The organism is Streptomyces phaeolivaceus (genome assembly GCF_009184865.1).
In the GTDB taxonomy this organism is placed as follows: Bacteria; Actinomycetota; Actinomycetes; order Streptomycetales; family Streptomycetaceae; genus Streptomyces; species Streptomyces phaeolivaceus.
The window spans coordinates 9316940-9329206 of sequence record NZ_CP045096.1; the positions used below are offsets into that span (position 1 = coordinate 9316940).

Sequence of the window (12267 nt, forward strand, 5' to 3'; positions counted from 1 at the left end):
AAGGGGCAAGGCCGTGAAGTTATGGGCTGATCGTCGGCGTCAAGATGTTGATGCTGAGGGTGGCTGTGTAGGTGCGTCGGTCGATATTGAGGCTTTTGTAGGCGTATCGGGACAGGGGTCGTTTCACTGCGCGGGGGCTGATGCGGAGGCGGCGGGCGGGCATGAGGTGTTCCAGGACGGTTCGGCCGATCGTCCCGACGAGGTCGATCGTGGTGCCGGCGATGATGCCCGCGGCCTGGACGATCTGGTCGCGGGCGCATCGCAGGGCAACGCTGAAGCTGGCCCGGTCCGGGTCTGTTCCGGGTGTGGCCCCTGTGGCGTCGGCGATAGCGATCCGCAGGGCCTGGTAGGCGCTCAGCAGGGCGTAGACCTCCTGGGCGATGCCGGGCGGAGTGGTGGAGCGCAGGACCCGCCGGCCCAGCATCGTTTTCTTGATCGCGAAGTAGGCGGACTCCACTTCCCACCGCTCGTGATACAGACTGACCAGGTCGGATGCCGGGTAGCGGTGGTGGTCCAGGAGGTTGGTGGCCAGCCGGTAGAGCCCGGTGCGGCGGCCCTGGCTGGTGGTGACGGTGATCTCGCATTCGATGATGCGGACCTCGAGGGCGCCGAAGCGGGAGAGGTGGGAGCCGTCGCCGAAGCGGGCCAGGACGGGAGGTTTGCGGGTGGCAGTGATGCGTGCGAGGAAGGAGGCTTCGGTGGCGGCGACGGCTGTCAGGAACGCGTTGCCCGAAAAGCCCCGGTCCAGCAGGACGATCATTCCGGCGTGCAGGGAGCGCATGAGCCGCCTGCCGTGTCCGGTCTCTCCCTGGGAGCGCGGTCCGAAGGCGGCATCCAGGATCGCCCGGGTGCCACAGGCCACCAGCGCGGTCAGGCAGATCTGCGGGTAGCCGGCAGTTCCGAACCGGTTGGACCCCTTGCCCAGACGGGCCCGGTGCGGCGGGCTGTCGGGAACGTCGAGGTAGGTGCCGTCGATCGCAACGGCCAGCAGGCCCTTGAAGCGGGCGCCGCGGGTGCGGATCACCGTGGCCGGCCCGCGCAGCAGATCGAACAGGGCCCGCATGGGCCGCACGCCCAGACGCCTGCGGGCGTCCCAGAGCCCCGCGCCGGTGATCTTCACGACCGGTATCGTCTCCAGCGCGGCGGTGAGCCTGCGCCAGACGGCCAGGTAGCCGCAGTCCTCGAACAGGGCCGCGGCCAGCAGCAGGTAGACCACCACCCGGGCGGGAATCTTCCGCAGCCGTTGCTGGACAGCACCGGTCTCGGCAAGGACCGCATCGACCATCTCGAACGGGATGATCCGGGTGAGTTCCCCCAGATGCCCCGGGGCGAACACGCCCTTGGCTACCGTGATTTCCCGCGTGATGACACACTGATCGGACAGCGGAGCCTCCGGTCCTGTGAACGGCTGTCTTGGTCGACTGCCAGTTCTACCGGGGCTCCGCTTCCCACGTTCCAAGAAGCCATAGAACCAGAGCGCACTTGCCAACGCTCCCAAAGCCCTAACTTCACGGCCTTGCCTTAAGGGGCGCGGGGAACCGCGCGAGAAGCCCCCACCCACCCGCACCCGAAGTTTGGTCACCACAGCCCCCGCTCCGTACAATTCCCCGTTCGACAGCGGACGCGCCCCGGCGGGCCGCGGGGATCAGGGAAGCGGCAGCGCGATGACGGTGACAGAGGACGGCCCGGCGACCACGGACGAGGTCGTGTACGGCCCGGGGATCGACCCGGAGCGGCTCGCCGTGTGCCTCGGCGTGCTGGAGGAACTGGACAAGCTGGAGGTCGACCACCCCGACGCCATCGCGGTGCGCCGGGCGACCGCCGGTGTCTACCGCACGGTCAAGCAGCGCCGCCGTCAGGAACGCCGCGCCGCCAAGACCGCGCACGACAAGGCGGTCACCGAGTCCACCGCCACCGGCTCCGCCCAGCGCATCGACGACGAGACCGAGGGCATCCTGCCGTCCTCCGTCACCGAGGAGGGCAGGATCGCGGGGATACTCCAGCGCCCCCGCTCCTGCTACACCTGCAAGACCCGGTACGTCGAGGTCGACTACTTCTACCACCAGCTCTGCGCCGGCTGCGCCCGCCTGAACCGCGGCAAGCGCGACGCCCGCGCCGACCTCACCGGCAAGCGCGCCCTGCTCACCGGCGGTCGCGCCAAGATCGGTATGTACATCGCGCTGCGGCTGCTGCGCGACGGCGCGCACACCACGATCACCACACGCTTCCCCAAGGACGCCATCCGCCGCTTCAAGGCCATGGACGACTCCGCGGACTGGATGCACCGCCTGGAGGTTGTCGGCATCGACCTGCGCGACCCGGCCCAGGCCGTGGCCCTCGCCGACCAGGTCACCGAGGCGGGCCCCCTCGACATCCTCATCAACAACGCCACCCAGACCGTACGCCGCCTGCCCTCCGCCTACGCCGCCCTGGTCGACGGCGAGAGCGCCCCGCTGCCCGCCGGCGAGCTGCCCCCGTACCACGTCATCGGCGCCTTCAACTCCGGCGCGGTGGACGGCCTCACCGGGAGCGCCGCGCTGCCCGTCGGCACCAGCGGTCTCGACGCGCAGCGGGTCGCCGACCTCGCCCTGGTCGCGGGCAACGCCAGCGTCGCCCGGCACCTGGACGGCACCGCCATCGACGCGGGCGGTCTCGTCCCCGACGTCGTCGACACCAACACCTGGGTGCAGACCATCGAGCAGATCTCCCCGGTGGAGCTGCTGGAGACCCAGCTCTGCAACTACACGGCCCCCTTCATCCTCATCAGCAAGCTCCGCCCGGCCATGGCCGACGCCGCCCGGAAGGCGGCCAGCGGACGGGCGTACGTCGTGAACGTCTCGGCGATGGAGGGTGTCTTCGGCCGCGGCTACAAGGGCGCGGGACACCCGAACACCAACGCCGCCAAGGCCGCGATGAACATGGTCACGCGGACCAGCGCCCAGGAGATGTTCCAGACCGACGGCATCCTGATGACCTCGGTCGACACCGGCTGGATCACCGACGAGCGCCCGCACTTCGACAAGCTGCGCCTCGCCGACGAGGGCTTCCACGCCCCGCTCGACCTCGTCGACGGCGCGGCCCGGGTCTACGACCCCGTCGTCCTCGGCGAGCAGGGCGAGGACGTGTACGGCGTCTTCCTCAAGGACTACGCGCCCGGCAAGTGGTGACCTGAAGGACCCTGAGGAACTACGCGCCCGGCGAGTGGTGCGTCGCCCTGGCCCGGTCCGACACCAACTCCAGTACCGTCCGCCAGTCCTCCAGGACCCCGGCGTCCACGCCGGGGGTCCAGCCCGCCTCGTCCGCGTGCCGTAGGGCGAGTACGTCCTCGACGAGTGTGGCGTCCGCCCAGCCGCCCGCGTGCATCCGCACGAGATCGTCCGCGCCGAGCGCGTGCAGCCGTACGAGCCGGGCCACCCGCTCGCCGAGCAGGGGCCGTACGCTGTCGGCCGCCAGGTCGGCATGGCCGGTGTCGTCACCCGGACGGAGCAGCTGGCCGATGGCGTGCACCAGCCCGGCCACCTGGAGTTCCTTGTCGGCCGGCCGCCCCCGGCGCAGCAGCGCGGCGGTCTGCAGCGCGTGTTCGCGGGAGTCGACCGGGGCGCCCCGGTCGCGGTCCGGTGCCGTGCCGCCGCCCCGGCAGGCGTGGAGCAGATCCATCAGCTCGTCGACACTGCGCAGTTCCATCCGCCGGTCCTCCCGAGTCCGCCCGCGAGAAATGCCGTTGCGACACATGAGCAGATCATGGTCGGCTTGCTATTCGGCCAACGGGACCTGAACTACGTGCCGAGGCCAGCGATCCGATGGGTCGTCGGGCCGGTGCGAGGCGCGAGTGCTGAGCCGAACGGGTGATGAGAAAACCTGCTAAATGGGTCAAATTGCCCTAGGGTAAGGGCTGCTGGGCGCTGAACGACTCAAGACAGTTACCTCTTGTTTTCAGCCCCATCGAGCGGCCGCCCGCTCATTTGGTTACTCTGTACCGGACGGACAGCCTTATATGGGTCCCACCCACACCCACGGTCCGTCCCGGGACAAGCCGGTCACCACGGCCTGTTCTCACACCCAGAAGATCCGGCGCCACCGCGTCCGTACCGACATCGACTCAGACCCGAGCGGACGTCAAGCGCACAGCGGCAGGCTGGGCCGACGTCCCGAGGGTGACCCGACACATAAGGAGTGCGCGGTGACACCAGAGAAGACGAATGGCGATCAACGCCCCAAGGAACGCACCGAGGGCGGCCGGTCGAAGAAGGAACTCGGCAGCCTGGACGTGTGGGCCAGGTCCGCCCCGATCCGACTGGCGGGCTACGAGGACGACCTCGCCGAGCCCCACATCCTGCCCAGCGTGGACTGACCGGCAGGACTGAGTGATCGCCGTCTGCATGGGCGTGCCAGACTCGCGCCCATGCAGATCAGAGAAGCCACCGCCGCCGACTGGCCCGGGATCTGGCCGTTCTGGCACCGTGTCGTCGCCGCCGGTGAGACCTACACCTGGGACCCGGACACCTCCGAGGAAGCCGCCCGCGCGCTGTGGATGGCGCCCGCGAAGCGCGTGTACGTCGCCGAGGACGAGACCGGAGCGGTGGTCGGCTCCGCCTTCCTCACCCCCAACTACGCCGGCCCCGCCGCCCGTATCGCCAACGCGGGCTTCATGGCCGACCCCGACCGGGGTGGCCGAGGCATCGGCCGGGCCCTCGCCGAACACGTCCTCGCCGAGGCCGTGGACCAGGGTTTCCGGGGCATGGTGTTCAACGCGGTCGTCGAGACCAACCCCGCCGTACGGCTCTGGACCTCCCTCGGCTTCACCGTCCTCGGCACCGTCCCGGACGCCTTCGAGCACCCGAAGGACGGCCGGGTGGGCCTGCACATCATGTACAAGGCGCTCTGACCCGACGGCTCCCACGCCTGGGCCGGGCGCGGTCAGTCGAGCGGTGCCGTCCGCCGCCACGGGTTCAGCTGCTCCAACCGGCCCGCCACCGCCAGGAGTTCGCGCTCGGAACCCGGGCGGCCCACCAACTGCACCGCGCAGGGGGCGCCCGACGGCAGAGTGCCGAACGGCACCGACATCGCCGGCCAGCCCGTCAGGTTCCACGGGGGCGTCAGCGGCGAGTAGTTGGTGTTCACCAGCAGATTGCGCAGCCACCCCCGCTCGTGCCAGCGCGCGGCGGCGGGCCCGCGCCGGGCGAGCGCCGGGGTGAGGAGCACATCGTGCTCGGCGAAGAACGGCTCCAGACGCCGGCGCAACCGCTCCCGGTGGTCGCCCGCCCGCACCCCCTTCACCAGGCGCCGCCCCACGGCCGCGTGCACCCGCGTACGCCGGGTGAGCAGCCGTGGATCGAGGCCCTCGGCGTCCACCGCCGTGCCCGCCGTCCAGTGGGCCAGCGAGGTCGTGCCCAGCCACACGGGATACGACGGATCTGCCCGCCGCACCGTCAGCCCGGCCCCGGCCAGCAACTCTGCGGCCCGGCGCGCGGCATCGGCGTACGGGCGACCCACGGTCACACCGAGCAGGGGGCTGCGCAGGGACAGCGCGATGCCGGGCGGAGAAGAGGGAGAGGGGGAACCGGGAGGTTCCTCGGTGTCGCGTCCCGCCAGTATCGCGAACATCAGCCGGGCGTCCTCGACGGTCGTCGCCAGCGGGCCGTTCTCCGACATGCCGAACCAGTCGCCGTGCCCGATGTCCGCCGGGACGACACCGAAGCCCGGCTTGAGGCCGAGCAGACCGCAGTTGGCGGCCGGTATCCGCAGCGACCCCATGCCGTCGTTGCCGAGGGCCAGCGGCACCAGCCCGGCGGCCACCGCCGCCGCGCTGCCGCCCGAGGAGCCGCCGGTCGTGCGCGAGAGGTCCCACGGGTTGCGGGTGATGCCGTGCACCCCGTCCGTCGTACCGAAGACACACAGCTCGGGCACGTTCGTCAGCCCCACGACCACCGCGCCCGCCGCCCGCAGCCGGGCCACGGTCACATGGTCCTCCCCGGCGGGTGTCTCCGGGGTCGCCGCGGACCCGTTCCGGGTGGCCTCGCCCCGTACGGCGAGGTTGTCCTTGATCGCCACCGGCACGCCCGCCAGCGGCAGTTCGGCGAGATCGGCCCGGTCCGCCACCTCGTCGGCCTCCGCGAGCGCCGCCTCCGCCCGGACCTTGCGGAAAGCCCCGATCCGCCCGTCCAGCGCCTCGATCCGCGCCAGATGCTCCGCCAGCACCGCACGCGGGGTGACCTTCTTCTCCCGTACGGCGGCGGCTATCTCGGCGGCGGTCCGGCCGGCCCAGGTGGTCACGGGCGCTCCTGGCGGTGTCGTGCGCGCCGGTGCCGGACGCGACAGAGGGGCGTACCCGTGAGTAGTGATCGAGTACGGCAGCACTGTGCCCTGTGGGACGGCCCCGCGTCGAGAGTCCGCGGGGAAGTCGTGACCGGTCCGACCGAGGCCCGACCGGGGCCGGGCTACGGCTTCCGCGCGGGCGGGTCGGCCAGCCGCGTCGGTGGCAGGAACTCCCGTACGTACGTCCGCTGCCAGCAGGCGCCGGTCTCCCGCAGCTCGCGCCAGGTCGTGTAGCGGTAGCGGAAGAGACGGGCGCGGACGTAGTGGGGCGGGGCGTCGGCGGGGAAGGGGGAGCGGCGGAGCAGACGGAGGGTGTCGCGGTCGTTCTCCAGGAGGCGTTCCACCATGGCCCCGAACCACGAGCCGGCGTACGCGGGGGAGAGCGCGGCGAACCACATCAGCCAGTCGAGCCGCAGATGGTACGGGGCGAACTGGCGCGGCCAGCGCCCCGGATCACCCGGTTTGCCCTTGAACTCGTACTCCCGCCACTCGGAGTCCTCGCGCGCCACGTCGTCCGCCGTCCCCTCCACCACCACCTCGTACCGCACCCGGCTGACGCTGCCGAACGCCCCGTAGGTGTTGACCAGGTGCAGTGGGTCGAAGGAGCGGTTCATGACCTGGCGGCGGGAGATCATGTTGCGGACGGGGTGGTGGCTGAGCCCGAGGAGCAGCGCGGCGACGGCGAGCACGACGACCGTGTACCAGAGGGGCGCCTCCGGGGTGTCCGGTGCGGTGGTCCCGAAGTCGAGCGCGGACAGGGCCAGCACGATGGTGATCCAGTTCAGCCAGGAGAAGTTGCCCGACAGGACCAGCCACAGCTGGGTCAGGATCATCAGCGAGGCGGCGGCCGTCGCGATCGGCTGCGGGGCGAAGAGCAGGAACGGGACCACGAGCTGCGTGACATGGTTGGCGGCCACCTCGACGCGGTGGAACGGCTTCGGGAGATGGTGGAAGAACCAGCTCAGCGGACAGGGCCAGCACGATGGTGATCCAGTTCAGCCAGGAGAAGTTGCCCGACAGGACCAGCCACAGCTGGGTCAGGATCATCAGCGAGGCGGCGGCCGTCGCGATCGGCTGCGGGGCGAAGAGCAGGAACGGGACCACGAGCTGCGTGACATGGTTGGCGGCCACCTCGACGCGGTGGAACGGCTTCGGGAGATGGTGGAAGAACCAGCTCAGCGGACCCGGCATCGGCTGGGTCTCGTGGTGATGGTCGAGGCAGGTCAGCTTCCGCCAGCACTCGTCGCCGCGCAGCTTGATCAGCCCCGCGCCGAACTCGACCCGGAACAGCACCCAGCGCAGCAGGAACAGCACGACGACCGGCGGCGCCACCTCGTCGTTGCCGAGGAAGGCGGCGAGGAAGCCGACCTCCAGGAGCAGTGACTCCCAGCCGAAGGAGTACCAGGTCTGGCCGACGTTCACGATCGACAGATACATCGCCCACGGCAGCAGCCACAGCAGCATGCCCGCCCACAGGGGCAGAGCCGAGTCCACGCCCGCGACCAGCGCCGCCGACACCGCGCAGCCCGCCCAGGCCCACCCCGCGAAGAAACGGTCCGAGTAGTGGCGGTGGAACACGCTCGGCGCACGCCGGAACGGCACCCGCTCCACGAAACGGGGGATCGGCAGCATCCCGCGCTCACCGAGCAGCGCGCGGAACTGCAGGGCCGCACCCACGAAGGCGACCATATAGAGGACGGCCAGGGCCCGCTGGAAGAGCAGCCGACTCAGCCAGTAGTCGGGTCCGGTGAACCACTCCACGGTACCGACCATAGTGGGCCGATCGAGGATGGTTTCCTCCGCTCGAAAATTCAGGCAAATGCTGTCAAAGTGGCCCCATGGTTGATCGGGGAGCGAGCGACTCGGACGTCCCGGACGACTGGCTCTCCCACCCGGACCCCGTCCTGGCGCTCAATCTCATGGGCACCTTCGACTGGGACCTCGACGCCGGTGCGTTCCACATGGACGCCACGGCCCACGAGATCTTCGACGTGCGCCCGGAGGAGTACGACGGCAACCCCGAGACGCTGTCGCTGCGGGTCCCCCCGATGGAGGGCCGCAGACTCGACACCCTCGTCTCGCAGGCCCTCAAGGACGGCAGCGAGAACTACGGCGCCTACTTCCGCATCCGGCTGCGCGACGGCACCATGCGCTGGACCCACACCCAGGGCTACATCCGCCGCGACGCGACGGGCCGCCCGTACCGGGTCATCGGCATCGTCCGCGACGCCACCCGGGAACTGCGCGAGATCCGCTCCCGCACCCAGCGCGCCGCGCTCGACGAGGCCCGCCGAAGGCAGACCAACGTCGTCCAGGTCATCACGGCCGCCCTGGCCCACGCCCGGACCGTGCAGGACGTGATCGACGTCCTGGAGGACACCGACGGCCTCACCCACCTCGGTGCGACCAGCCTGGTCATGGGCCTGGTGGAGGCCGGACGCGTCCGGATGGTCGCCGCCGGCCCGGAGGACAGCTATGTACCCGGCACCCGGATCACCCGCCTCGACATGAAGTACCCGATGAACGAGGTCGTACGGCATCTCGTCCCGCACTTCATCGAGTCGCCGGAGGAGTTCGCCGAGTCGTATCCGCTGCTGTGGCCGCACATCACCGACCTCAAGATCACCTCGGCCGCGTATCTGCCGCTGATCGTGCAGGCCCGGCCGATCGGCGCGATGGGGCTGCTGTACAACGACCGGCGCGGCTTCACCCGGGAGGAGCGCGACGTCCTCGTCGCCCTCGGCAGCAGCATCGCCCAGAGCCTCCAGCGGGCCATGTTCTACGAGGGGGAGAAGGACCTCGCCGAGGGTCTCCAGCAGGCCATGCTGCCCCGCTCCATCCCCAGCGTCCCGGGCGCCGACATCGCCGTCCGCTACCGTGCCGCCTCCTTCGGTGGCTCCCTCGGCCGGGACATCGGCGGCGACTGGTACGACCTCATCCCGCTGCCCGGCGGACGCGTCGGCGCGGTCATCGGGGACGTCCAGGGCCATGACACGCACGCGGCGGCCGTCATGGGCCAGCTCCGTATCGTCCTCAAGGCCTACGCCACCGAGGGGCACACCCCGGCCACCGTGATGGCCCGTGCCTCCGCCTTCCTCCACGAACTCGACACCGACCGCTTCGCGACCTGTCTGTACGCGGAGGCCGACCTGGCCACCGGGGTGGTCCAGGTGGTGCGGGCCGGGCACATCGACCCGCTGATCCGGCACACCGACGGCACCTGCCACCGGGTGACCGTGGAAGGGGGTCTGCCGCTCGGGCTGTCCGCGGAGTTCGGCGGCCTGGAGTATCCGGTGACGGCGGTCGAACTGGACCCCGGGCAGACGCTCCTGCTGTGCACCGACGGCCTCATCGAGGAGCCAGGCGCCGACCTCGACGACGGTATGCGCACGCTGCGGGCGCTGATCGCCACGGGCCCCGACGACGTCGACGATCTCGCCGACCGGCTGATCGACGTGGCGGAGGAGCGGGGCGGCGACGACGATGTGGCCCTGCTGCTGCTCCGGCGGCGCAGCCGCAGCGCCGAGCAGCCCGGTGGGCGGCTCCAGCAGCATGTCGCGCCCGGTGATCCGGAGGCGCTCACCGAGGCGCGGCACATGATCGGGGCGGCCGTGCGGACGTGGGGGGCGCGGGACCGGGCCGATGAGATCGAGCTTGTCGCCGACGAGCTGATCACCAACGCGCTCATGCACACGGAGGGGGCGGCGATCGTGACGCTGCGGGCGCTGGCGGGGTCCGACCGGAGGCTGCGGGTGGAGGTGGAGGACTCGTCCAGCGCGTTGCCGCGGCGGCGGGAGGCGGGGGAGGCGGGGGTGTCGGGGAGGGGGTTGCTGCTGGTGGATCGGCTGACGGATGTGTGGGGGGTGGAGGCGCGGGGTGGGGGGAAGTGCGTGTGGTGCGAGTTCGTGCTGCCGAGCGCGTCATAGCTCGGGGGCGCGGTTCGTTGTCGGGTGCGGGTGCGTGGGGCTTCTCGCGCGGTTCCCCGCGCCCCTGAAACAGCGGGGCTGCGCCCCTGCTTTTTCGGCCCGAAGAGCACGGGGCGCAGCCCCGGCTCTTCAGGGGCGCGGGGAACCGCGCGACCAGCCCCCACCGGACCCGCACCCCACAACGCGCCGCCCACAACGCGCCGCCCACACCCATGGCACCCTGGACGTATGCCTGAATTGCCCGAGGTCGAGGCGTTGCGGGACTTTCTCGTCGGGAGTCTTGTCGGTCATGAGGTGGTCCGCGTGCTGCCCGTGGCGATCAGCGTGCTGAAGACGTACGACCCGCCGGTGAGCGCGTTCGAGGGGCGGGAGGTCACGGGCGTACGGCGGCACGGGAAGTTCCTCGACATCGAGGCGGACGGGGGCGAGCTGCACCTCGTGACGCATCTGGCGCGCGCCGGGTGGCTCCAGTGGCGGGACCGGCTGCCGGACGGTCCGCCGAAGCCCGGCGGGAAGAGCCCGCTCGCGCTGCGGGTCGCCCTGGAGACCGGCGACGGCTTCGATCTCACCGAGGCCGGCACGCAGAAGCGGCTGGCGGTGTACGTCGTAAGGGACCCGGCGGAGGTGCCGGGCATCGCCCGCCTCGGTCCGGACCCCCTCGCCGACGAGTTCGACGTCACCCGGTTCGCCGGGCTGCTCGCGGGGGAGCGGCGGCAGCTCAAGGGCGCGCTGCGGGACCAGAGCCTGATCGCGGGGATCGGGAACGCGTACAGCGACGAGATCCTGCACGCGGCGAAGATGTCGCCCTTCAAACTGGCGTCGTCGCTGAAGCCGGAGGAGACCCGGCATCTGCACGAGGCGCTGCGTGCCACGCTCACCGAGGCCGTGGAGCGCTCCCGGGGGCTCGCGGCCGGGAGGCTGAAGGCGGAGAAGAAGAGCGGGCTGCGGGTGCACGGCCGGACCGGGGAGCCCTGCCCGGTGTGCGGGGACACCGTCCGGGAGGTCTCCTTCAGCGATTCCTCGCTGCAGTACTGCCCGACCTGTCAGACGGGCGGCAAACCGCTGGCCGACCGACGCCTGTCACGGTTGCTCAAGTAGCCCGGCCGTGCGGCCAAGGGCCGCTCGAAGGGGCCCGGAACCGGCCCCGACCATGATCCGCAACCATTGAAGGTACGGACCAATGCGGGACCGGCTCAGCGCCAGGCCGGGGCCTCGATGACCGCCAGCAGCTCGCCCTCCTGGCTGCGCACCTCGAAGTGGCTGATGTCCTCGCGCTGCATGGCGGTGCCGCCCACCATCTCGGACGCCTTGTCGGCGCCCTCGGGGGACTTCCAGTTGGCGGCCGTCTCCTCGGTGCCGTCCTTGCCGATCACGACGAGCCGACAGGCGTGGGCGCCGTCCGCCTCCTTGACCTTCAGCTCGATGTCGGTGCCCCAGATCCGTTCCTCGGCCTTGACCTCGGCCCATACGCCGGTCTTGGCGTCGGTGGCGGCGACGGTGTCCGGGGCCTCGCCCGGACCAGCGAGAACGGCCACGGCGGGGCCGCCGACGGCGATGACCACGGAGGCCGCCAGCGCGAACAGCCAGCGCCTGCGCTTCGCCCGGTGCCGGGTCGCCACCTCGTCGAGCAGCCGTCCCAGCATCCGGGGGCCGGGCGCGGCGAAGGGATGCACCGCACGCGGTGTCGCGTTGCGGTACAGCATCAGCTGCCGTGCCGCCGGACGGAACTCGGTGACCTGTACCGCGCACTGCGGGCAGCCGCGGACATGGTCCTCGAAGTGGAACGAATCCACCTCGTCCAGCACGCCCAGCGCGTATGCGCCGACGTCGTGATGACGATCCTGGGACCACATGGCAATTCCTCGGGCCGGTGTGCGGTGGGGGTTGCTTCCTGCCCCCACCGGTACGGACCGGACCGGCGAATCACTCAAGCCCCACGACCATTGCCAACCAAAAGATTCGGAGCCCTCCGCCGGGCGGATTGGTCCGGGATCGAAAAAGATGCTCCGTCCAGGCCGCGACAGCC

At 71.0% G+C, this 12267-nt stretch carries 9 protein-coding genes and 2 pseudogenes; 5 read left to right on the forward strand and 6 right to left on the reverse strand.

The features are described from left to right. Positions 1–19 precede the first annotated feature (19 nt). Positions 20–1336, reverse strand: a complete 1317-nt coding sequence (locus tag F9278_RS42415) for an IS4 family transposase (protein ID WP_193241414.1) — start codon at positions 1334–1336, stop codon at positions 20–22. Between the two features lie 328 nt (positions 1337–1664). Between F9278_RS42415 and F9278_RS42420 the strand changes: the two genes are divergently transcribed. Continuing rightward, positions 1665–3167, forward strand: a complete 1503-nt coding sequence (locus F9278_RS42420) for an SDR family NAD(P)-dependent oxidoreductase (protein WP_152173076.1) — start codon at positions 1665–1667, stop codon at positions 3165–3167. A gap of 19 nt (positions 3168–3186) precedes the next feature. On the opposite strand, the gene F9278_RS42425 is transcribed toward F9278_RS42420, so the two are convergent. Next, on the reverse strand, positions 3187–3684 hold the full coding sequence (locus F9278_RS42425) for a hypothetical protein (RefSeq protein WP_152173077.1): 498 nt from the start codon (positions 3682–3684) through the stop codon (positions 3187–3189). A gap of 496 nt (positions 3685–4180) precedes the next feature. Between F9278_RS42425 and F9278_RS46595 the strand changes: the two genes are divergently transcribed. Next, positions 4181–4351 carry a hypothetical protein gene (locus F9278_RS46595; RefSeq protein ID WP_005484384.1) on the forward strand — a complete coding sequence of 57 codons (171 nt, stop codon included), beginning with the start codon at positions 4181–4183 and terminating at the stop codon, positions 4349–4351. Between the two features lie 51 nt (positions 4352–4402). After that, positions 4403–4885: a GNAT family N-acetyltransferase gene (locus F9278_RS42430; RefSeq protein ID WP_152173078.1), complete on the forward strand. Its 483-nt coding sequence runs from the start codon at positions 4403–4405 to the stop codon at positions 4883–4885. 32 nt (positions 4886–4917) lie between these two features. Here F9278_RS42430 and F9278_RS42435 read toward each other — a convergent pair whose 3' ends face one another. From F9278_RS42435 to F9278_RS49130, 3 genes and pseudogenes are all read right to left on the reverse strand, one after another. Further along, positions 4918–6273: an amidase gene (locus tag F9278_RS42435; protein WP_152173079.1), complete on the reverse strand. Its 1356-nt coding sequence runs from the start codon at positions 6271–6273 to the stop codon at positions 4918–4920. Positions 6274–6437: 164 nt separating this feature from the next. Next, positions 6438–7289: pseudogene (locus F9278_RS49125) on the reverse strand (lipase maturation factor family protein); the annotation flags it as partial. A gap of 1 nt (position 7290) precedes the next feature. Further along, a pseudogene (locus F9278_RS49130) lies at positions 7291–8076 on the reverse strand (lipase maturation factor family protein); the annotation flags it as partial. A 77-nt stretch (positions 8077–8153) separates the two neighbouring features. On the opposite strand from F9278_RS49130, the gene F9278_RS42450 reads away from it, so the two are divergent. Together F9278_RS42450 and F9278_RS42455 are read left to right on the forward strand one after the other, a co-directional pair. Then, positions 8154–10241, forward strand: a complete 2088-nt coding sequence (locus F9278_RS42450) for a SpoIIE family protein phosphatase (protein ID WP_152173080.1) — start codon at positions 8154–8156, stop codon at positions 10239–10241. A 228-nt stretch (positions 10242–10469) separates the two neighbouring features. Then, a complete protein-coding gene (locus F9278_RS42455) occupies positions 10470–11339 on the forward strand; it encodes an Fpg/Nei family DNA glycosylase (protein WP_152173081.1) in 870 nt (289 codons plus the stop codon). Positions 11340–11434: 95 nt separating this feature from the next. On the opposite strand, the gene F9278_RS42460 is transcribed toward F9278_RS42455, so the two are convergent. Further along, positions 11435–12094 (reverse strand): hypothetical protein, encoded by a 660-nt coding sequence (locus F9278_RS42460; RefSeq protein WP_152173082.1) that lies wholly within the window; start codon positions 12092–12094, stop codon positions 11435–11437. Between the last annotated feature and the right edge of the window lie 173 nt (positions 12095–12267).

Excerpts from the sequence above, each read along its gene's own strand:
- F9278_RS42450 (WP_152173080.1), top strand. The coding sequence starts at position 8,154 with ATGGTTGATCGGGGAGCGAGCGACTCGGACGTCCCGGACGACTGGCTC.
- F9278_RS42430 (WP_152173078.1), top strand. The coding sequence starts at position 4,403 with ATGCAGATCAGAGAAGCCACCGCCGCCGACTGGCCCGGGATCTGGCCG.
- F9278_RS42420 (WP_152173076.1), top strand. The coding sequence starts at position 1,665 with ATGACGGTGACAGAGGACGGCCCGGCGACCACGGACGAGGTCGTGTAC.
- F9278_RS42460 (WP_152173082.1), bottom strand. The coding sequence starts at position 12,094 with ATGTGGTCCCAGGATCGTCATCACGACGTCGGCGCATACGCGCTGGGC.
- F9278_RS42455 (WP_152173081.1), top strand. The coding sequence starts at position 10,470 with ATGCCTGAATTGCCCGAGGTCGAGGCGTTGCGGGACTTTCTCGTCGGG.
- F9278_RS42425 (WP_152173077.1), bottom strand. The coding sequence starts at position 3,684 with ATGGAACTGCGCAGTGTCGACGAGCTGATGGATCTGCTCCACGCCTGC.